Consider the following 20839-nt stretch of genomic DNA (forward strand, 5'->3'; position numbering starts at 1 on the left):
GCCAAACCCGCCACCGCCCGAAATACAAAGGTAGCGAAAAAGGGCGCGCCCGTTGAGGCTGCGCGTGCCCTTTCGTTACCTTTGGCCCTTCAGGCCAACTACTTCACTGCATGTCTACTGCCGCTGACTACTCTACGCTTACCTCCTTAACTGCTGTTTCTCCCCTCGATGGCCGCTACCGCCGCCAAACCACTCCGCTGGCTCCTTACTTCTCGGAACTGGCCCTGATTCGGTACCGGGTCTTAGTGGAAGTGGAGTATTTTATTGCGCTATGCGAGTTGCCACTGCCCCAGCTGCAAGGAGTTGACCCCAGTCTTTTCGGTGAGCTACGCGGCCTTTATACCAGCTTTTCGTTGGCTGATGCCGAGGCCGTGAAAGCGCACGAAAAAGTCACCAATCACGATGTGAAAGCAGTGGAATATTTCCTGCGCGACCGGTTCACAGCGCTTGGCTTAGGAAGTTATCTGGAATTTATTCACTTCGGTCTTACTTCCCAGGACATCAACAACACGGCCATTCCGCTGAGTTTGCAGCACGCCCTTATTCATGCGTTGCTGCCGGCGTATGCGCAGGTGCGCAACCAGCTAGCCGAGCGCGCTACGGAATGGACCTCGGTTCCCATGCTGGCCCGCACCCACGGCCAGCCCGCCTCCCCCACGCGGTTAGGCAAAGAAATTCAGGTGTTTGTGGCTCGTCTTGATGCGCAAGTAGCGTTGCTGGGCCAAGTGCCGTTTGCAGCTAAGTTTGGTGGGGCTACCGGCAACTTTAACGCCCACCACGTCGCCTACCCCCACCACGACTGGCACCAGTTTGCGCAGCAGTTTGTGGAGGGCCGCTTAGGCTTGAGCCGCAGTTTCCCCACAACTCAAATCGAGCACTACGACCACCTTGCTGCTCTCTGCGATGCAGTAAAGCGTCTCAACACCATCCTCATCGCCCTCGCTCGCGACGTGTGGCAGTACATTGCTATGGGCTACTTCCGCCAAACGGTTAAAGCTGGTGAGGTTGGGTCCTCGGCCATGCCGCACAAAGTCAATCCTATTGATTTTGAAAACGCCGAAGGAAATCTAGGCTTGGCTAACGCCGTGCTGGAACATCTGTCGGCCAAGTTGCCTATCTCCCGCTTGCAGCGCGACCTCACCGACTCCACTGTTCTGCGCAACCTCGGAGTACCACTTGGTCACACGCTCATTGCTCTCACTTCGCTCCAACGTGGCCTCAACAAACTAGCCTTGGATGAAGAAATTCTGCGCCGCGACCTAGATGCTAACTGGCCCGTAGTAGCCGAAGCCATCCAAACCATTCTGCGCCGCGAGAATTACCCAGACCCTTACAATGCCCTCAAGGCCCTTACGCGTACTGGCGGCGCTATTTCGGAGGGTACCATTAAGGAGTTCGTCGAAACACTGGACGTGAGCGAAGATGTGAAGCAGGAATTACGGGCCATTTCGCCGGCTAACTACGTGGGCATTTAAGAAAGCAGCTAATTAATAATCAGCCTTTTGAGTCGGTAGCTAGTAGCTGCCGGCTCGTTTTTATTTAGCGTCTATCGGTAACTACACAAGCTGCTTTGCTGTCCAAGCGACTGGTAGCCGAGCTAGCCTTCTAGTTGTGCCGCTACAGTTTGTACTAGCTGTACCTTCAGCCATAGGATTGGGGCAAATAGATTCAGCACAGTGTTTCCTGGCAATATGCAGCGTTGAACATCAGGTGAGGTATTTATCTTCGCGGTTCCTAACCACGCCTCCATGCCCAACCTGAACGGCACTACCGTCCATCCAGATTGCCGCCACTTCCGTGGCGATGTTCCCTGCCGCCCCAATAAAGAGCAGGGTTATGTGTGTGCTGGCTGTCCGGTGTATGCACCCACTCAACAGCGTATTCTCATTATCAAGCTTGGCGCCATCGGCGACGTAATTCGCACTACGCCCCTGCTCCGGCGGCTGCGCCAAGAGTATCCGGCTGCTAAAATCACTTGGCTGACGCTTACTCCCGCTATCTTGCCACAAGGTGCAATCGATGAAATTCTGAAGCTGGATTTATCGTCGGTACTACACCTACAGGCTCGCGAATTTGATTTGCTTTTCAACCTTGACAAAGACAAGGAAGCCTGCGCCCTGCACGATACCATCCGGGCCACGCATAAGTTTGGCTATACGTTACATCCTGCCGGCGTCGCGTGGCCTGGCAATGATCTGGCGCAGCATAAGTTCTTGACTGGCGTATTCGACCAATTAAGCTTAGGGAATCAGAAGCCCTACGTGCAAGAAATCTTCGAGCTGTGCGGGTTCGAGTTTCGGGGAGAGGAATACGTTTTCGACACCCATGAAGACAAGGGCTACAACTGGAACATCCTGCCCCAAGGCTCCCCCGCATTGGCCTGAACACCGGTTGTGGCGACCGATGGACCACGCGCTTATGGTCAGATGAGAAGTGGATAGCTTTAATCACGCAACTTCAGCAAGCCGGCTATGCTCCTGTGTTGCTCGGTGGCACTGCCGAAGACGAGCGGAACCAACGTCTGCATGCTGCTACGAGGGCTCGGTACCCTGGCACTTTCCCATTAGAGCAATTCATCAACCTGATGCACCAGATGGATGGCATCGTGACGCAGGTGACCATGGCGATGCACATCAGTATTGCGCTGGCCAAGCCCACCATCCTGATGAACAACATCTTCAACCCTTACGAATTTGACCTCTATGGACGGGGGCAACTTGTGCAGCCTGACCGGGAGTGCGTCTGCTTCTACCGCGGCACCTGCAAGCTCGGTACTAGTTGCATGGAAGAGTTGCCAGCGGAGAAGGTATTCCAGGCAGTGCAAAAGAGTGTGCCATTAGGGTAAATAGGCTGCAATCTTCGTCAAACTTTATCTATCACGCAGTAAGCTGGATGTCAGGCAACGTGAACTATGCCCATACTTCTTCAAAGCTCCGCTACTTCCTTTAGCGCCTTTACCATCTCACTCCAAGAGAACAACTTCTTTTGCTCACGTACGCCGGCTGCAAACTCGGCTTCGCGGTGATGTTCGTAAAAGTCCACTAGTGCATCTGCAATAGCTTTTGCTGTAGGTTTCACCACGTAGCCTACTTTACCATCCGGAATTAATTCGGCTAGTCCGCCCACATCGGTCACCAGCATCGGCCGCTCAAAGTGGTAGGCAATTTGAGACACGCCACTTTGCGTTGCATTTTTATATGGCTGCACCACCAGATCAGCAGCACAAAAATAATCTACTACTCGCTCGTTCGGAATGAAGTCGGTAGCCCGAATTAAACGGCTTTCCAGATTATACTGCTTGATTAGTGCTTCGTAGGGTGCGGCGTCTTCGTAATATTCGCCAGCTATAATCAGCTTGATTGGCAACGCCGCCAGCCGAGCATCGGCGAAGGCCTCCAGCATGATGTCCAACCCCTTATAGGCTCGTATAAAGCCAAAGAACAGCAAGTACCCGAACTGAGTATCGAGATGAAGAGCCTGGAGGGCCTCCGATTTTGATTTCAGAGGGCCAAAATTATCATAGAGTGGATGAGGCTTGTATTGGGCGGGCTGGTTGAAATGCAAACGCCGTAAGTCGGCTAATACTGCTCGGCTCATGGTTACAAACCCGTGGCAGGCCGAAAGAAAGTACCGAGTGAAAGGCCGGTCGCCGGGGCGCTTCTCATGGGGAATTACGTTATCCGTAATGGCCACAATTCGGGTATGCCGGTTCCTGCGAATGAGCCGCGCAATGCTACCCAAAGCCGGCCCCATAACTGGCAGCCAAAACCGGAATACCACTAAGTCAGGCTTTTCTCGGCGAAGCTTCTCCCCTACCTGCCACCAAGTCCACGGATTTACAGAGTTAATACTGACTTCAATAGTCAAATCAGATGGCCCCGCTTCGGTACTGAACTGCGTCTGACCAGGAAATAGGAAATCAGGATATTGAAGCGAAAACGTCACCAGCTTTACTTCGTCGCCTACTTCGCGAAAAGCCCGTGCCAACCGTTCGTTGTAGGTAGCAAGGCCGCCACGCAGTGGATATGCCGGCCCAATGATGACAACTTTCATTTAACTAACAGGTAGCAACTATCGAGCAAGCGCCCGGCAAATAATGCGGCGCCAACTTTTAATAGGATGATGGCGAATGGATGGAATTTACCCGGTCGCGTACTAAGTAGTCGTTACGGTTAGGCCCATTCAGCTGAATCAATTCTGCTAGGAAACCAGTCAGAAAGAGCAACACCCCAATTATAACGGCTACTAACGCCAGAAAAAACAGCGGTTGGTCGGTTACGTTGCGTGCCTTCAGGTTGTGAAAAGCCAGATACACTTTCTCCCCCACCAACCACAGCGTAATCAACATTCCAAGCACAAACGACAACGTTCCCATTGTTCCGAAGAAGTGCATCGGCCGCCGCCGGAACCGGCTCACAAACGTAATGCTCAGCAAGTCCAAAAAGCCGTACACGAAACGTTCCAGCCCAAACTTAGTGACTCCGTATTTCCGCTCTTGGTGTTGTACCACCTTCTCCCCAATCTTGCGGAAGCCGGACCATTTTGCAATCACCGGAATGTAGCGGTGCATTTCGCCGTATACCTCGATGCTTTTCACTACCCGTTGGTTATACGCTTTCAAACCGCAATTGAAATCGTGCAGTTGAATACCCGAAATCCACCGAGTTACGCCATTAAACAGCTTGGTAGGAATGGTCTTCGAGAGAGGGTCGTAGCGCTTTTGCTTCCAGCCACTCACCAAATCGAATCCATCTTTGGTTATCATCCGGTACAGCTCTGGCAGTTCTTCTGGCGAGTCCTGCAAGTCGGCATCCATGGTGCATACCACCCGTCCGATTGTCTCGCGGAACCCTACATTTAAAGCAGCCGACTTGCCATAATTGCGGTTGAAGCGGATACCTCGCACATGCGTGTCTGTTTCTGCCAGTTCCTCAATCACCTCCCAGGAATTGTCGGTCGAGCCATCATCAACTAGAATAACCTCGTACGTTAGCCCGTGCTGCGCTAGCACTCTGCGAATCCAACTTGTTAGCTCTGGCAAGGACTCGGCCTCGTTGAGCAAGGGGATAACGATAGACAATTCAACTGGAAACGAATGCGGAAGGCGCTTACTCAAACTCGGGGCGAGGGTTTTTAGTAACAGCTGAGATAACTAACGAGGCTAGAAAGCCCGTCAAAACAGTCGCAAGTACTACTATAGCGACCAGCATAGAACCGGTCATAAACTTGGCAGTCCATGCCATGGCTTGATCAATCTGTGCATCCGTCATTTTGCCTTGCGTCTCCATGTCGGTGCGAGCCTTCTCAAGCAGGCGTGCAGTAAAGCCAGTATCGATGAAATTAATGTAAACGTACGTGAAGATGGCCCCTATCACCCCAACTATCGAGGAAAGAATGGCACCAATACCTAGACCTTGTCCGTACGCTAGAAAGCCACCGTTCTGCTGCTTGAAAAAATTATGTGCCAACACGATACCGACTATAAGCACCACAGTAGTCAGCCATTTTGCTGGGCTCTGCTCCAATCCCGTCATGTTCAACACAAACGAAATAATAACGGACACAAGCCCAGTAAGAATGCCATAGCGAATGGCAACGGCACTGGTCGAAACACGAGTAGCAGTATTTTCCATCTTCAGGTTGTTATGTGGTTTCCTGCAAGAAAAATACGCATTAGCTCTCTACTTCCGCAAAAAAATCCCGCCTGGAATACTTATCAGTAGCCCAACTAGAAACTTCCGCACATAATCATCAGTGGCTAGATCTTGAGCCGAGAAAGCTAAGTTTCGGTAAGCCTGTTCGTATTGCTTGCGGCCACTTTTTTCCTTTAAGAACATAGGCTTGGCCTGTTCTAGCAAATGCCGCATCTCTGCTAAATGGCGAGCTATAGGCTCGGGTCCAGTGCTGCGTGCAAATGTATACACGCTAGCACCTGACACTACTGATGCAAAAAATGTAATCAACAACCCGGTGCCTACCGACCGTAAAAGGCCAGGTCCGTCAGGTTTATAATACTGCCGCAGTTTCCACTGACCTAGTAACACTGCTATTGGAGGCACAAAAATAGCCATTAGGCGTTTGGGGCCATAAGGGTTATTGCCAGCCCAATACAGGCCCACTATCCAAAGAGCACATATTACACCTGCGCCAACTCCATAAACCAACGCGGTTCTCAAAACAGGTTTTTCCGGCGAAACAGAAGTTTCCAAACTATCAAGACTAATGAGGCGGCAAGATACGAGGACTTCGCTTACTCAGTGTTGTTAAGCTGCCACTGCTGTTGCTTCCACAGCTCTTGGCTGGCGAAAAAAGCGAAGTAATAGCACCTCCGCTAGCAAGCAGACTAAGGCCGCCCACAAGCAATATTGCCAAAGCGGAGTACCAACGCGTTCGGCCCGGTACTTTGCCGCAACCGACTCACCGGTGCTGGCATCATAGACATGTATATTAGGGTGATTGGCTCCAACCAGTTGCCGTAATTCATCAGCTGAGTAAGCTGCTAGTTCTGACTCTCGCTTGTCGAAGTTGAAGGCAACTGTAGCAACTACTCGGTTGTTGCTTGTCAAGTTGTAAAATCCAGGCTCCCGCATTTCAGCAGGCACATCGAACCGTAGCACACCTGCTTGTAAGCGTTGGCTTGGAATGAACGTTGAACTATCCTTGCTTAGCTTAAACACCTGCTCCGATTCCTTAGCTGTTGCAGTTGCTTCAGCTACGTTCAAAGCAATTGTACCTTGGTTTAACCGATAAGCCGGCTGCTGCTGCCGTTGGTAACTTTGCATAGCAAGCCGGTACATTACTGGCACAAACAAAGCATGCTGGGTGAAATCGGAGTAAGCGTTATCGAATGGCGCTGAGAATAGATATACAGTGCCCTTACCACTAGAATAGCTGCCTAAGAAACCATCTCCATCACGCATTCGCATAATGTCAGCCCCCGAACGTGACCAACTCAAAACTGGACTAGCTTTTGGCATAACTGGTTGGCGGTTTTGTGCACCGAACACGTCCTTGAAAAAAGGACTTTGAGCGCTGGGCACTGCCACTTCACGAAGTGCAGGCGCCAGTCCAGCTTTCTCCCATTGCACAGGCCCAATGCCAAATTCTTCAAATAATTGGTCATAAGAAGCACGGCCAGCAACCCCACTAGGTGGGACTATTACCACCGAGCCACCTCTCTGCACCACCCGCTTCAAGCTTTCCCGCAACCCAACGTCGATTCGCTCTTGCCCTTGCAACACAATCAAGTTTGCTTCTTCTACCTGGCGATAATCTGAACTACCTGGCTTTGCAGCTCCATATGAAAACAAGGGCTCATTAGCATACAGCTGACGTGTAGCAGTAGCTCCTGTTGCTACGTCGAGTATCTTAATCTTAGGTGAAGGCTGTAGTGTAAAATAAAATTTATTATCGAACACAACAGGATAATCCTCCAGCTCAATTCTGCATTGAGTTAATTGCTCCCCCTCTACCCGCACGCGCACTGTAGTTGTTACTGGTTTATCAACTGGCACGATTACCCTGAATACAGCTGCCTGTTTCTCCCCTATATATAGCTTGGCTTGGCAATTTTCCACAGCCTTATTACCCCCATTTCTCAAGCGAATATTCAGCAATAGGTCAGTGTTGCTCCTAATAAATGCATCATCTGACCAAACACTGTCAACAAAAGCATTCTGTACCTCTTTACCTCCTACTGGCACCAGAAATACCTGTTGCGTAGAATCTAGTGCGTTCAGAGCCTTTATCGAGAAACTGTTTTTCTGGAAATCAGAAAAGATGAAAGCTTGCTCGGTTCCCTTACCTCTTTGCAATCTTAGCAAGTTGCTCGCTGCCGTATTTTCTTGTCCTGACACCCGCAACTTGTCAATTACTACTTGATAAGCAGCAGTAGATAATGACTGAGTAACAGTAGGCATTACAAAATTTGTAGTAGCTGGATAAGCAGCAGGCAGTTCTCTTGCTTGTTTAACAGCTTGTTCAAACAAAGATTGGTCATCACTCAATCCTGCTTGCATACTAGGAGAAGTATCAACTACCACACCCACCTGAGTTTGAGCGTTATTGCTTTCTACAGGAGCTGGTATATAAGGCTGGACGAACATGAAGACCAAAAAGGTCAAAAAACCGATTCTGGCTACTAGCACCAACAAGTGCTTGAGCTTACGCTGACGTGCAGTTACTAATTTTACCTCTCTTATAAAGCCAACATTAGTGAACAGCACTCGCTTAGGCCGACGAAGCTCAAAGAGGTGAATCGCTATTGGAACCACTAAAGAAATTAATCCCAATAAGAACCATGGATACGCTATAGCCATATGAAACGCATGAGTTTGTGTAAATAGACACAATATTCATCATCAAAACGCTCCTCCATCATTAAAAATGCTTACTATTTCTTCTAAACATAGTTGAAATAGTCAGTTAACTTCGACAAACAAACTTTTGCAACGCATGTCAGATTTACGCTTAGTACCAATGGCTCGCATTAGGCTAGGCTAAACGCAAACCGCCCCTCGACGGCACGGGCCGGAGGGGCGGACAAGCACTCTACTAAGTAAGGTTGGCGGCGACCGACTCTCCCACCGATGAAGGCAGTACCATAGGCGCTCCGGGGCTTAACGACTCTGTTCGGAATGGGAAGAGGTGAACACCCGGGCTAAAGCCACCATTACTGGCAACCGGTCGTCCCTTACGAAACTCGACAACCGGCCTATATCATTGACACAAGGACAAGAGAGAAAAAAAGTACCCCATGTAAGGAGTCTGTACTGCTAGAAGCGTTCGAGTCATTAGTACGGGTCAGCTGTGGCATTCCGGCCTCTACACTTCCCGCCTATCCACGTGGTCATCTCCCACGACTCTTCCTATATCGGAGATCTCATCTTCAGGTGAGTTTCGCACTTAGATGCTTTCAGCGCTTATCTCATCCGAGCGTCGCTACCCGGCGCTGCAGCTGGCGCCACAACCGGTACACGAGCGGCTCGTCCAACTCGGTCCTCTCGTACTAAAGTCAGGTCCTGTCAAATCTCCAACGCCCACCACAGATAGGGACCGAACTGTCTCACGACGTTCTGAACCCAGCTCGCGTGCCACTTTAATCGGCGAACAGCCGAACCCTTGGGACCTTCTCCAGCCCCAGGACGTGACGAGCCGACATCGAGGTGCCAAACCTCCCCGTCGATATGAGCTCTTGGGGGAGATCAGCCTGTTATCCCCGGCGTACCTTTTATCCTTTGAGCGATGGCCCTTCCATGCGGAACCACCGGATCACTATATCCGTCTTTCGACCCTGCTCGGCTTGTGGGCCTCACAGTCAAGCCCGCTTCTGCTATTGCGCTCTACGTCCGGTTACCAAGCGGACTGAGCGGACCTTTGAAAGCCTCCGATACGCTTTTGGAGGCGACCACCCCAGTCAAACTACCCAGCAGACACTGTTTCCGTATTCCAGATTAGGCACCAAACAACACAAGGGTGGTATTTCAACGGCGACTCCCCAAGACCTAGCGGCCCTGGCTCAACGTCTCCCACCTATGCTACACATGTGTTGTCCAGCGTCAATGTCAACCTATAGTAAAGGTGCACGGGGTCTTTCCGTCCCGTGGCGGGTACTCGGCATCTTCACCGAGACTACAATTTCACCGAGCTCACCGCTGAGACAGCGCCCAGATCGTTACACCATTCGTGCAGGTCGGAACTTACCCGACAAGGAATTTCGCTACCTTAGGACCGTTATAGTTACGGCCGCCGTTTACCGGGGCTTCGATTCAAACCTTCGCCTTGCGACTAAGTTCCCCTCTTAACCTTCCGGCACCGGGCAGGTGTCAGACCTTATACTTCCGCTTGCGCGTTCGCAAAGTCATGTGTTTTTGTTAAACAGTCGCCTGGGCCTTTTCACTGCGGCTTCTCCTATTGCTAGGAGGAAGCGTCCCTTCTCCCGAAGTTACAGGACCATTTTGCCGAGTTCCTTAGCGGTGATTCACTCGAGCCCCTCAGGATGCTCTCCTTGACTACCTGTGTCGGTTTGCGGTACGGGTTATTCTTCAGTAAACGCTTAGCAGGTTTTCTTGACAGTCTGATTAGGTACACTATCCCGTTGGCCGAAGCCGCCAGGTACTATCAGGTTTCAGCTAGTCGAGCGTACTTAACTACTCAACCAATACCTACGCCCTTTAACGAGCACTTCCGTCCGCTCGCGGTACTTTCACTCCTGCGTCACTGCATCACTCCAAAGAATAAGTGCGGGAATATCAACCCGCTGTCCATCGACGTAGCCTCTCGGCCTAGCCTTAGGTCCCGACTAACCCTGCTCCGATTAGCGTTGAGCAGGAAACCTTAGTCTATCGGGGAGGGGGTTTCTCACCCCCTTTATCGTTACTCATGCCTACATTTGCTTTTCTCGCCGCTCCAGCAACCCTGACAGGTCACCTTCACCGCTGACGAGAATGCTCCCCTACCACTTAGTCTAAAGACTAAATCCATCGCTTCGGTACCGGACTTGATGCCCGCGTATTATCGATGCCCTCTCGCTCGACCAGTGAGCTGTTACGCACTCTTTAAAGGAATGGCTGCTTCCAAGCCAACCTCCTGGCTGTCAAAGCAAGTGGACCTCCTTTGTTCAACTTAGTCCGAATTTAGGGACCTTAGCGGATGGTCTGGGTTCTTTCCCTCTCGGCCTGGGACCTTAGCACCCCAAGCCTCACTGCCGGCTATATTACGTGGCATTCGGAGTTCATCAGGATTCGGTAGGCTGTGACACCCCCTAGTCCTATTGGTAGCTCTACCTCCACGTAACTCAACGCCGACGCTGTACCTAAATACATTTCGGGGAGTACGAGCTATTTCTCAGTTTGATTGGCCTTTCACCCCTACCCACAAGTCATCCAAATCCTTTTCAACGGAAACTGGTTCGGCCCTCCAGGTGGTGTTACCCAACCTTCAGCCTGCTCATGGGTAGATCACAAAGTTTCGCGTCTACCCCCCCTGACTCTGCGCCCTATTCAGACTCGCTTTCGCTGCGGCTCCAAGTCTTCAGACTTTTAACCTTGCCAGAGAGGAGTAACTCGTAGGCTCATTATGCAAAAGGCACGCCATCAGCCCACGTAAGGCCTCTGACCGCTTGTAAGCACACGGTTTCAGGTTCTTTTCACTCCGGTATTCCCGGTTCTTTTCACCTTTCCCTCACGGTACTAGTCCACTATCGGTCTCTCAGGAGTATGTAGCCTTGGCGGATGGTACCGCCGGATTCAGACGGGATTTCGCTGGTCCCGCCTTACTCAGGAGTCTGCTACCGTGCATGATCAGTTCGCTTACCGGACTCTCACCGTCTCTGGTTGACTTTCCCACGTCATTCAGCTAAAATCACACAATCAGATGTTGCAGTCCTACAACCCCGCGCTGGCCGTAACCAACCCGGTTTGGGCTTGTCCCCGTTCGCTCGCCACTACTTGGGGAATCATTGTTATTTTCTGTTCCTGCAGGTACTTAGATGTTTCAGTTCCCTGCGTTTGCCCCATCCTTCACAAGGAAGGTGGTCACTGGTCTTCAACCAGTGGGGTTGCCCCATTCGGAAATGCGTGGATCACCAGGTATGTGCCCTTCCCCACGCCTTATCGCAGCTTATCGCGTCCTTCGTCGCCTCTGAGAGCCTAGGCATCCCCCGTGTGCCCTTATCTACTTCTGGTTGTGCTTCCTTCCAAAAAAGGAAGCGACTCCTGACCACTCGCTCGAAAGCGAGTAGCCAAGTATACTTTGTTTTCTCTCTTGTTACCTTACGTCAAAGAACATGTACTCTCCTGTTGAGAGTAATGCAGTACTAGAACAGTCTCCTCTTCTACTACTGTTTAGTTTGTACACTCACTCACTACCCGATTGGTAGCAGAAGTGGAGAATAACGGATTCGAACCGTTGACCCCCTGCGTGCAAGGCAGGTGCTCTAGCCAGCTGAGCTAATCCCCCGTCCGGTGTGCCAAGCAGTACGCCCGCTGGTCACAGTGGGCCTGCCTGGACTCGAACCAGGGACCTCTACATTATCAGTGTAGCGCTCTAACCACCTGAGCTACAAGCCCTGTTCGACTTAACGCCTCTCCTAAAAGAAGGCCCTAACCCGCAAGTATCATTGAATGAAGGAAAAACAAAAAGAAGCGGCTCTGCGTGAAGAGCGTCTACAACTACTCTCGAGTCGGATTGCTCCAGAAAGGAGGTGATCCAGCCGCACCTTCCGGTACGGCTACCTTGTTACGACTTAGCCCCAGTTACCTGTTCTACCCTAACTGGCTTCTGTGACGAGCACCAGCTTCAGGTCTACCAGACTTCCATGGCTTGACGGGCGGTGTGTACAAGGCCCGGGAACGTATTCACCGCGTCATTGCTGATACGCGATTACTAGTGATTCCAGCTTCACGAAGTCGAGTTGCAGACTTCGATCCGAACTGAGAACGGCTTTCTGAGATTGGCATCACATCACTGTGTAGCGACCCTCTGTACCGTCCATTGTAGCACGTGTGTAGCCCTAGGCGTAAGGGCCATGATGACCTGACGTCGTCCCCGCCTTCCTCACTGCTTGCGCAGGCAGTCCATCTAGAGTCCCCGGCATAATCCGCTGGCAACTAAATGTAGGGGTTGCGCTCGTTGCGGGACTTAACCCAACACCTCACGGCACGAGCTGACGACGGCCATGCAGCACCTTGCTTTGTGTCCCGAAGGAAAGGCTCATCTCTGAACCGGTCACGCGCATTCTAGCCTAGGTAAGGTTCCTCGCGTATCATCGAATTAAACCACATGCTCCACCACTTGTGCGGGCCCCGTCAATTCCTTTGAGTTTCACTCTTGCGAGCGTACTCCCCAGGTGGGATACTTACCGCTTTCGCTAAGCCAGTGACACTGTATCGCCACCAGCGAGTATCCATCGTTTACGGCGTGGACTACCAGGGTATCTAATCCTGTTCGCTCCCCACGCTTTCGTGCCTCAGTGTCAGTACCAGCCTAGTCAGCTGCCTACGCAATCGGGGTTCTGGATGCTATCTATGCATTTCACCGCTACAGCATCCATTCCGCCAACCTCGTCTGGACTCAAGCTCGCCAGTATCCAGGGCAGTTCCACAGTTGAGCTGTGGGCTTTCACCCCGGACTTAACAAGCCACCTACGCACCCTTTAAACCCAATAAATCCGGACAACGCTTGCACCCTCCGTATTACCGCGGCTGCTGGCACGGAGTTAGCCGGTGCTTATTCCTCAGGTACCGTCAGTGTACCACGCATGGTCGTTTTCTTCCCTGAGAAAAGCCGTTTACAACCCAGAAGGCCTTCATCCGGCACGCGGCATGGCTGGGTCAGGCTCTCGCCCATTGCCCAATATTCCCTACTGCTGCCTCCCGTAGGAGTCTGGCCCGTATCTCAGTGCCAGTGTGGGGGATCACCCTCTCAGGTCCCCTAAGCATCGTCGCCATGGTGGGCCGTTACCCCGCCATCTAGCTAATGCTACGCAACCCCATCCTTGACCAATAAATCTTTCCCCGCGCCTGATGCCAGGCCCGGGAGGTATGCGGTATTAATCCGCCTTTCGGCGGGCTATCCCCCAGTCAAGGGCAGGTTGGTTACGCGTTACGCACCCGTGCGCCACTAGTGTATTGCTACACCCGTTCGACTTGCATGTATTAGGCCTGCCGCTAGCGTTCATCCTGAGCCAGGATCAAACTCTCCATTGTATAAGTACTACTTATCCCTACCTAAGTAGGGACGATGTCGAGTGCTGATCCGACTCGTGTTAACGAGTTGTTGTCACTCGTCTTCTACGCGGAGTCCATTGCGTTGCCTGCCGAAGCAGAACAGAAACAATGTCCTTCCTTTTGTCTTTCCATCCATTCAAAGAACATGTGAACTCTCCATCTGAGAGTTCGCTGCGACGACTGTTAGTCATCTACTACCACCCGTGAGCCGAAGCGGGGTGCAAAGATACTACCCATTTCATAGAAGGCAAGAGAAAACTTTAAATTATTTTTCTTGCTCATTCATTTCTCTTCCCCTTTGCTCGAAGCGGGTTGCAAAGATATAGTTGATTTTGGTAGTTGCAAAAAATCAATTGATTTTTCTTTACAGCCGTTCCCTTGTAGAGGGAGATGCAAACTAACAACCTCTACTCTTTCTCGCAGGACTTTTGCTTCTCCTCTTAATCCCTTACCCGATTGATTTGGGGCTGCAAATATGTGATGTCATTCTGGCTTTATCAACTCTTGATTAGAAGAAAGTTCGTTGGCTCTACATCCTTATATGAATTATAATAGGTAATCATAGCTGAGCAAGGGCAGACCAATACTTGTGTAATTAAGGCAAGCAGTGCTCTGCACTATCACTAAGCTATGGTCATAAATAAGGAAAGGACACTCAAAGTGTCCTTTCCTTTTAAACTCCGGATTTCAATTGAGGTGCAAAGTGCTTACCCGGTCTGGCCCTACACTTACAATACTAATCGGCACTTCCAGGTAACTTTCTAAAAACTGTACGTAGTCATTTAGCTCAGATGGAAGCGACCGCGGATCTGTTAGCTTTTGCAGTTCAGTTTTCCAGCCTGGCAAACTTTTATATACAGGCTTCATAGTCTGTAGGTCGCCATGGTCAGGCAAATGGTCTGTTTGCTGGCCGTCTGGGTACTCGTAATGAGTGCACACGTAGATTTCGTCGAACTCATCTAATACATCAGCCTTCATTAGATGAATCTCAGTGACTCCATTGAGCATGATGCTGTACCGTAAAGCAGGTAGGTCAATCCAGCCGCAACGACGTGGTCGCCCTGTAGTGGAACCAAACTCACTGCCGGCTTTACGTATTTGCTCCCCTACTTCATCAAGTAGTTCAGTAGGAAAGGGGCCACTACCCACTCGGGTACAATACGCTTTGCTAATGCCATATACCTTATCTATATGACGGGGGGCAATACCTAAGCCAGTACAAGCACCAGCTACTATTGTGCTAGAGGATGTGACGTAAGGGTAAGTACCGAAATCAATATCCAATAAGGATCCTTGGGCTCCTTCGGCAAGAATCTTTTTGCCTTGCTTCAACAGATCGTTCAACAGATACTCGGTATCCGTAAGTTGAAGACTGCGTAAGAATTCGACAGCAGAGAAGAAATCACCTTCTAGGGCTTCAATTTCTAGCTCCTTGTTATGGAACGCAGCTAATGTGGCATGCCGAGCTACAGCCTCCTCGTAGCGCTGCTGGAAATCCGGTAGCAGTACATCACCTACTCGCAGACCCGTGCGGCCTATTTTATCTTGATAGGTAGGTCCTATACCTTTTAATGTAGAGCCTATTTTGCTTCCTCCCCGGGCATCTTCACTAATACGGTCGAGGGCGCGGTGAGAAGGAAGGATAAGCTGTGCTTTCTTTGAGATATAAAGATTAGCAGCCCAATCGATGCCCCTATCTGTCAGCTTTTGAAGTTCCTGCCGAAACACAACAGGGTCGAGAACAACACCGTTGCCTACAACATTTAAGATGTGGGGATGGAAAATGCCGGAAGGCACTTGATGTAAAACGTGTTTAACACCGCCGAAGGTAAGGGTGTGGCCAGCATTGGGGCCTCCTTGGAAGCGAGCTACCACGTCATAAGTAGGAGCTAGTACATCCACAATTTTGCCTTTCCCTTCGTCACCCCACTGTAAGCCTACTAAAACGTCAACTGGCATTAGTTCGAAGCTTTCAATTGTTGAGCGGCGGCGGAATCGTCGTCGGCAATAGAGAAAATAGCATTGAGTTTGGTCAGAGCCAACATTTTGCGCGGATGATCGGCAGGGTTAACGAGAACTAGTTCTCCTCCGCGGCTGCGAAACTTAGTGAGTAGTGACACTAGCACACCAATACCAGTGCTGTTTATGTAACGCACCTCCGATAAGTTGACCGCGCAGTGGCGCAGTTCATCGCCAAGGTGCTGATCGACTGATTGAAGAAGCTGCTGGGTATCGGGGCTACCGATAAGGTCGCCGGAAAGGCGCACGAAGAGGATGCCGTCTTGAACGGCAGTTTCTGTTTTCATTCGGCTTGAGAGCGGGTGGCGGCTTTAGCACGGCAGTCGCCGCACACGCCATAAAGGTTCAAAGAGTGGTGCAAGATATGGAAGTTGAGTAACTCCCCTACCATCGTTTGGATACCGTGGATACGAGGGTCGCAAAACTCAACTACCTTATGGCACTCCGTGCATATTACATGGTCGTGCTGCCGATACCCGTATGACTTCTCATACTGAGCGAGATTTCGACCGAACTGATGCTTGCTCACAAGGCCGTGTTCTACTAGCAAGTCAAGGGTATTATAGACGGTAGCGCGGCTTACTTGCAAGCCCTGCTCTTTCATACCTGCAAATAGTTCTTCTACGTCAAAGTGACCAGTACGGGAATAAATCTCCTCTAGAATAGCGTAGCGTTCTGAGGTTTTGCGCAAGCCTTTATTCTCTAGGTACGCGGTGAAGATCTTTTTGACTTCCTCGTACTTTTCTTTATCGAGCATTTTATATGAGCTTCCTAGTAAGGAGTGGTGCAAAGTTACAATACAACAAGCACAAGCTTAAAAGCTCCATTAAGATCCGCATTTAGCCTGTTGAACTTATATACTGTTTTAGACTCCATCTTTTATTTAAGACTTTTTAGAACTGAATCTTGGTCAGGAGTCGAAGCGTTCAACTAGTAGCACGCCATTGACTTTGGAGAGACGCTGAATGAGTTTAGTTAGGTGGTCGGTGTCGTTGACGAAAACCATAATCTGCCCTCAAACATACCATCGTCCGAATCAATAGTAATGGAGCGCATGTTTACTTTCAGGCTATTGCTAATAATGCGTGTTACATCATTTACAAGCCCTACCCTATCGGAACCCTTAATGCGCAAACCAGCGAGGAAAGCCAGTTCCAACTGATCGGTCCACTTGGCACGCACAATACGGTTGCCATAGTTGGACATCATCTTCACTGCTTTCGGGCAGGAAGTGCGATGGATGACAATGCCTGCTTCTGTTTCAAACCCAAACACATCATCGCCGGGTATGGGGTTGCAACAGGGCGCAATGGTATAATCAAACTTGTCAGTCCGTTCACCGATAACGAGCATATTGGCGCTAAGTCCCCGAATTTTTTGGACTTCATGGTCAAAAGCTTTGGGCTCTAGCTTAGATGGCAGGCGTGGAACTTCAATATTCGGATCAAAGAGGTCCGTTTTTATTTCGCGGCCGTCAATCTGACCGATGGCTACGCGGTAGAAAAATTCCTGCGCATTGTAGGTATGGAAGTGCGCTAGCAAGCGGTTGAAATTGTCTTGCGTGTATTCAATACCTAGCAACTCTAGCCGCTTCTCCACAAGGAAACGACCATCTTCGGCCTTGCTACGCTTATCATCGCGCAGCCACTCTTTGATTTTCGACCGGGCCTTCGACGTAATGACGTATTGCAGCCATTCTTCGGTAGGCTTCTGCTTATGCGAAGTCAGAATTTCAACTTGGTCGCCGTTGTGGAGTTGGTAGCTCAGTGGCTGCAACTTCTGGTTGACTTTGGCTCCTAAGCACTGCAACCCGATGTGCGTATGAATTTCGAAGGCGAAGTCCAAGGCGGTAGCCTTATCGGGTAGAATCAGCAGTTTGCCTTTGGGTGTAAAAGCATAAACTTCCTTCACGAAAAGGTTCTGGCGGAACTCGTCCATAAATTCCAGGGCACTGGAATTATTGGTTTCGAGCATCTCACGCACCTTATTGATCCAGACTTCCAAGGTTGATTCAGGCTGGATAGCGCCAGTGTCCTTATACTTCCAGTGGGCCGCGTAGCCTTTCTCGGCAATTTCGTCCATACGACGTGAGCGAATCTGCACTTCCACCCACTGCCCAGAGCGTGACATGACGGTGGTATGTAAACTCTCGTAGCCGTTGGCCTTGGGCGTACTTACCCAATCGCGCAACCGGTCGGGGTTGGGCTGGTAGAAATCTGTCACAATGGAATAGACTTGCCAACAAGCTGCCTTTTCCTGCTCGTGCGGCACATCCAGAATCACGCGGATGGCAAACAGGTCATACACCTCATCGAATGTAATGTTCTGCTTGCGCATCTTTTTAAGGATGGAATAAATGCTTTTAGGGCGGCCTTTGATTTCAAAGCTGAAGCCTTGCGCTTTCAGTTCTTCATCAATAGGAAGCACAAATTCCTTAATGAAGCGGTTACGCGCACTGCGACTCTGGCGTACCCGATTTACCAACTCATTATATACGTCGGTGTCCGTGTACTTTAAATGGAGGTCTTCAAGCTCCGTTTTGATAGCATACAGACCTAGACGGTGCGCAAGCGGAGCATAGAGGTAGATAGTTTCCGACGAAATCTTGAGCTGCTTATGCCTTGGCATCGAGTCGAGAGTCCGCATGTTATGCAGTCGGTCGGCAAGCTTGATCAGAATGACGCGCACATCCTCGGAGAGGGTGAGCAGCATCTTGCGGAAGTTTTCGGCTTGCTCGGAGGTGCCGTACTCGAATACCCCGAGATTTTCGTCAAACCGTCTACGATGCGAGCCACCTTAGAACCAAATTCCCGCTCTACATCGGCAATTTCCCAAGGCGTATCCTCTACTACGTCGTGCAGCAAGGCCGCTACAATGCTGGTGGTACCAAGGCCAATTTCTTCTACCACTATTTGGGCTACCGCCAGCGGATGCAGAATATAGGGCTCGCCAGACTTGCGGCGCATCTCTTTGTGGGCCTCCAATGAAGTATTGAAGGCTTTTTTAATTAATCGGGCATCACCCTCTTGTAGGTAAGGTTTGGCGGTGCGGAGGAGGCGGCGGTAGTGGCGCAGAATTTCTTGGCGCTCTACTTCGGGGTCAATTAAGGTGGCCATGATGCATGGGCAGCGCCGGAGCGCCAAAGTCAATAAACACTAAAGTACGAAGTGGGGGCGGCTTATGAACAATTGGCAACACGGAAAAGGTTGATTGACGAGCAGCAGGACAGTTAGCAGCTATTCTTTCGATATCTGACTTAGCGCAATGATTTTAATTGAATGAAGTAAAGTTTCATTCGTAGTACATTGGTACTTCGAGAATTAGGCACTACTACAGCTATTATATCAGCAGGGTTAATTGAGCAAAATGATAGCTCATACAGCTACTTTTTATTTTTATGCTAGAGGTTGCGTTTGGTTTTTCAAAGAGCTTGCGTAGCTTTGCGCCCCGAGGCGAATGGCCTTGAGGCGGATGTGGCGAAATTGGTAGACGTGCCAGACTTAGGATCTGGTGCCGCAAGGCGTGTGGGTTCGAGTCCCTCCATCCGCACATTTTTTTAATCATCACCGAAAATGCCCCGAGCCCTCAACCCAACCGTTGGGGGTTTCTTTTTCCCCGTTTCGGTGCCTTTACCTGTAGTTTACCTTTAACCGACGCCCCGCTTTGGACATCACCCTAGATAAAAAAGACGACCAACTGAGTGCCATCCTGACAGTGAACCTCAAGGAAGCGGATTACGCTCCCGCTGTAGATGCCAAGCTGAAGGACTATAGTAAGAAGGCGCAAATCAAAGGGTTCCGCCCCGGTAAGGTTCCGGCCACGCTGGTGCGCAAAATGTACGGCAAAGGCATTCTGGCTGACGAAATCAACTCCTTGCTCGGCAAAGCTGTTGACGGCTACATCAAAGAAAACAACCTCAAGATTCTAGGTGAGCCGCTGCCCGTGGCGACCGACGTGAATTTTGATACTGAAAAGGAATTCTCCTTTCCTTTCGAGCTAGGCTTACTGCCTGATTTCGAGCTACCTGCCGACCAGAGCATTTCTGTTGACCGCTACAAAGTGGAGTTGGACGAGGCAACCTTGCAGGAAACCTACGACCAAATTGAGCGTCAGTTCGGTGAGAGCACCAACCCCGAAGCTTCGGAAGCTGGCGACTCCTTATATGGTAAGTTGAAAAAGGCTGACGAAGAAGGCGAAGGCCGTCCGGTTCTTTTCCCTATCAAGAAAGTAAAGAACGGGGCTGACAAATTCGTTGGTGTGAAGCCCGAGGATACCGTTACGTTCGACCTGAAAGAAACTTTTGACGGCGATGCGGCTGCTATTGCTAGCGTCACGGGCTTAAGCAAAGAAGACTCTGAAGCTGCAGAAGGCGAGTACGTATTGAGCGTAGAGAAAATCAACCGCACGACGCCAGCCGAACTAGATCAGGAACTGTTCGATAAGGTATTCGGCAAAGACATCGTAACCTCGAAAGAGGAGTTCGACCAGAAAGTACGCGAAACGGTACAAGAGAATTATGACCGGGAAGCTGACAATTTGATCAACCGCACGATCATCGACAAGATGGTGGAAGCTACCACAGTGCAGATTCCAACCGAGTTTTTCAAGAAGTGGCTGGTGCGTGCCAACGAAGGCAAACTGACTACCGAGCAGGTGGAAGAGCACTATGCTGACTATGAAAAGGAGCTGAAGTGGTCGATGATCCGCAACAAAGTAGTTGAGGAACAAGGCTTAAAGGTGGAGAACCAGGAAATCTTGGATCGTACGATGCAGAAGATCCTCGGTCAGTTCAACATGGAAATGACGCCGGAGCTGGAAGAATCGGTACGCGGATTTGCTGACAACTACCTGCGTCAGGAGAATGGCAAAAACTACGTACAGGAGTATGAGGCCATTCTGGCAGAGAAAGTAGTGGAAAACCTACGCGGCAAAGTTGTTGTTAACGACAACCCGATTACGGCCGAAGGCTTCCGCAATCAAAACGCTGGCTAACCCTAGCGTTCTGGTTTTCTAACCACCAAAAAAGCCCTTACTTGCCGTATGGGCTTTTTTGTTTTTGAGAAGTTAGAAGTCAGGAGCTAGACGTTGGAATA

General features: G+C 50.4%; 13 protein-coding genes, 3 tRNA genes, 3 rRNA genes and 1 pseudogene. 5 read left to right on the plus strand and 15 right to left on the minus strand.

The window, feature by feature from the left end:
• Positions 1 to 110 precede the first annotated feature (110 nt).
• The 3 genes from purB (at position 111) to MUN86_RS16140 (ending at position 2845) form a co-directional block, all read left to right on the plus strand.
• Positions 111 to 1475 (plus strand): adenylosuccinate lyase, encoded by a 1365-nt coding sequence (purB, locus tag MUN86_RS16130; RefSeq protein WP_245119092.1) that lies wholly within the window; start codon positions 111 to 113, stop codon positions 1473 to 1475.
• 273 nt (positions 1476 to 1748) lie between these two features.
• On the plus strand, positions 1749 to 2384 hold the full coding sequence (locus MUN86_RS16135) for a glycosyltransferase family 9 protein (protein WP_245119093.1): 636 nt from the start codon (positions 1749 to 1751) through the stop codon (positions 2382 to 2384).
• On the plus strand, positions 2381 to 2845 hold the full coding sequence (locus MUN86_RS16140; protein ID WP_280640646.1) for a glycosyltransferase family 9 protein: 465 nt from the start codon (positions 2381 to 2383) through the stop codon (positions 2843 to 2845). The genes MUN86_RS16135 and MUN86_RS16140 overlap by 4 nt, the downstream gene beginning before the upstream one ends.
• A gap of 80 nt (positions 2846 to 2925) precedes the next feature.
• On the opposite strand, the gene MUN86_RS16145 is transcribed toward MUN86_RS16140, so the two are convergent.
• The 15 genes and pseudogenes from MUN86_RS16145 to MUN86_RS32770 all read right to left on the minus strand — a co-directional run.
• Entirely contained in the window at positions 2926 to 4053 is a 1128-nt protein-coding gene (locus MUN86_RS16145; RefSeq protein ID WP_245119094.1) for a glycosyltransferase, read from the minus strand.
• Positions 4054 to 4111: 58 nt separating this feature from the next.
• A complete protein-coding gene (locus tag MUN86_RS16150) occupies positions 4112 to 5080 on the minus strand; it encodes a glycosyltransferase family 2 protein (RefSeq protein ID WP_311181715.1) in 969 nt (322 codons plus the stop codon).
• Between the two features lie 28 nt (positions 5081 to 5108).
• Positions 5109 to 5633 (minus strand): DUF4199 domain-containing protein, encoded by a 525-nt coding sequence (locus MUN86_RS16155; RefSeq protein WP_245119096.1) that lies wholly within the window; start codon positions 5631 to 5633, stop codon positions 5109 to 5111.
• Positions 5634 to 5681: 48 nt separating this feature from the next.
• Positions 5682 to 6209, minus strand: a complete 528-nt coding sequence (locus tag MUN86_RS16160) for a DUF4199 domain-containing protein (RefSeq protein WP_245119097.1) — start codon at positions 6207 to 6209, stop codon at positions 5682 to 5684.
• A 54-nt stretch (positions 6210 to 6263) separates the two neighbouring features.
• On the minus strand, positions 6264 to 8318 hold the full coding sequence (locus tag MUN86_RS16165; protein WP_245119098.1) for a BatA domain-containing protein: 2055 nt from the start codon (positions 8316 to 8318) through the stop codon (positions 6264 to 6266).
• A gap of 243 nt (positions 8319 to 8561) precedes the next feature.
• A 5S ribosomal RNA gene (gene rrf, locus MUN86_RS16170) occupies positions 8562 to 8673 on the minus strand.
• A gap of 99 nt (positions 8674 to 8772) precedes the next feature.
• A 23S ribosomal RNA gene (locus tag MUN86_RS16175) occupies positions 8773 to 11683 on the minus strand.
• A gap of 201 nt (positions 11684 to 11884) precedes the next feature.
• Positions 11885 to 11958: transfer RNA gene (locus MUN86_RS16180), tRNA-Ala, on the minus strand.
• A gap of 36 nt (positions 11959 to 11994) precedes the next feature.
• Positions 11995 to 12068 (minus strand) — tRNA-Ile (locus MUN86_RS16185).
• Positions 12069 to 12195: 127 nt separating this feature from the next.
• Positions 12196 to 13706, minus strand: a 16S ribosomal RNA gene (locus MUN86_RS16190).
• Together the 16S, 23S and 5S rRNA genes with 2 tRNA genes alongside form the textbook arrangement of a ribosomal RNA operon.
• 708 nt (positions 13707 to 14414) lie before the next feature.
• Positions 14415 to 15686, minus strand: coding sequence for an adenylosuccinate synthase (locus tag MUN86_RS16195; RefSeq protein ID WP_245119099.1), 1272 nt, complete (start codon positions 15684 to 15686; stop codon positions 14415 to 14417).
• Entirely contained in the window at positions 15686 to 16033 is a 348-nt protein-coding gene (locus MUN86_RS16200; protein ID WP_245119100.1) for an STAS domain-containing protein, read from the minus strand. Before MUN86_RS16200 ends, MUN86_RS16195 begins: the two co-directional genes overlap by 1 nt.
• Positions 16030 to 16503: a Fur family transcriptional regulator gene (locus tag MUN86_RS16205; protein ID WP_245119101.1), complete on the minus strand. Its 474-nt coding sequence runs from the start codon at positions 16501 to 16503 to the stop codon at positions 16030 to 16032. Before MUN86_RS16205 ends, MUN86_RS16200 begins: the two co-directional genes overlap by 4 nt.
• Before the next feature lie 218 nt (positions 16504 to 16721).
• The gene (locus MUN86_RS16210) at positions 16722 to 18374 is read right to left on the minus strand and encodes a RelA/SpoT family protein (RefSeq protein WP_502592242.1); all 1653 of its coding nucleotides are present in this window, start codon (positions 18372 to 18374) and stop codon (positions 16722 to 16724) included.
• Positions 18357 to 18862, minus strand: a pseudogene (locus MUN86_RS32770) (HD domain-containing protein); the annotation flags it as partial. The pseudogene MUN86_RS32770 and the gene MUN86_RS16210, both read right to left, overlap by 18 nt.
• A 351-nt stretch (positions 18863 to 19213) precedes the next feature.
• On the opposite strand from MUN86_RS32770, the gene MUN86_RS16215 reads away from it, so the two are divergent.
• Both MUN86_RS16215 and tig read left to right on the plus strand, forming a co-directional pair.
• Positions 19214 to 19295, plus strand: a tRNA-Leu gene (locus MUN86_RS16215).
• Positions 19296 to 19409: 114 nt separating this feature from the next.
• Entirely contained in the window at positions 19410 to 20738 is a 1329-nt protein-coding gene (gene tig, locus MUN86_RS16220) for a trigger factor (RefSeq protein WP_245119102.1), read from the plus strand.
• Positions 20739 to 20839 lie beyond the last annotated feature (101 nt).

Source organism: Hymenobacter volaticus (genome assembly GCF_022921055.1).
GTDB classification, from domain to species: domain Bacteria; phylum Bacteroidota; class Bacteroidia; order Cytophagales; family Hymenobacteraceae; genus Hymenobacter; species Hymenobacter volaticus.

Excerpts from the sequence above, each read along its gene's own strand:
- MUN86_RS16135 (WP_245119093.1), top strand. The coding sequence starts at position 1,749 with ATGCCCAACCTGAACGGCACTACCGTCCATCCAGATTGCCGCCACTTC.
- MUN86_RS16205 (WP_245119101.1), bottom strand. The coding sequence starts at position 16,503 with ATGCTCGATAAAGAAAAGTACGAGGAAGTCAAAAAGATCTTCACCGCG.
- purB (WP_245119092.1), top strand. The coding sequence starts at position 111 with ATGTCTACTGCCGCTGACTACTCTACGCTTACCTCCTTAACTGCTGTT.
- MUN86_RS16195 (WP_245119099.1), bottom strand. The coding sequence starts at position 15,686 with ATGCCAGTTGACGTTTTAGTAGGCTTACAGTGGGGTGACGAAGGGAAA.
- MUN86_RS16155 (WP_245119096.1), bottom strand. The coding sequence starts at position 5,633 with ATGGAAAATACTGCTACTCGTGTTTCGACCAGTGCCGTTGCCATTCGC.
- MUN86_RS16145 (WP_245119094.1), bottom strand. The coding sequence starts at position 4,053 with ATGAAAGTTGTCATCATTGGGCCGGCATATCCACTGCGTGGCGGCCTT.
- MUN86_RS16210 (WP_502592242.1), bottom strand. The coding sequence starts at position 18,374 with ATGCCAAGGCATAAGCAGCTCAAGATTTCGTCGGAAACTATCTACCTC.
- MUN86_RS16165 (WP_245119098.1), bottom strand. The coding sequence starts at position 8,318 with ATGGCTATAGCGTATCCATGGTTCTTATTGGGATTAATTTCTTTAGTG.
- MUN86_RS16200 (WP_245119100.1), bottom strand. The coding sequence starts at position 16,033 with ATGAAAACAGAAACTGCCGTTCAAGACGGCATCCTCTTCGTGCGCCTT.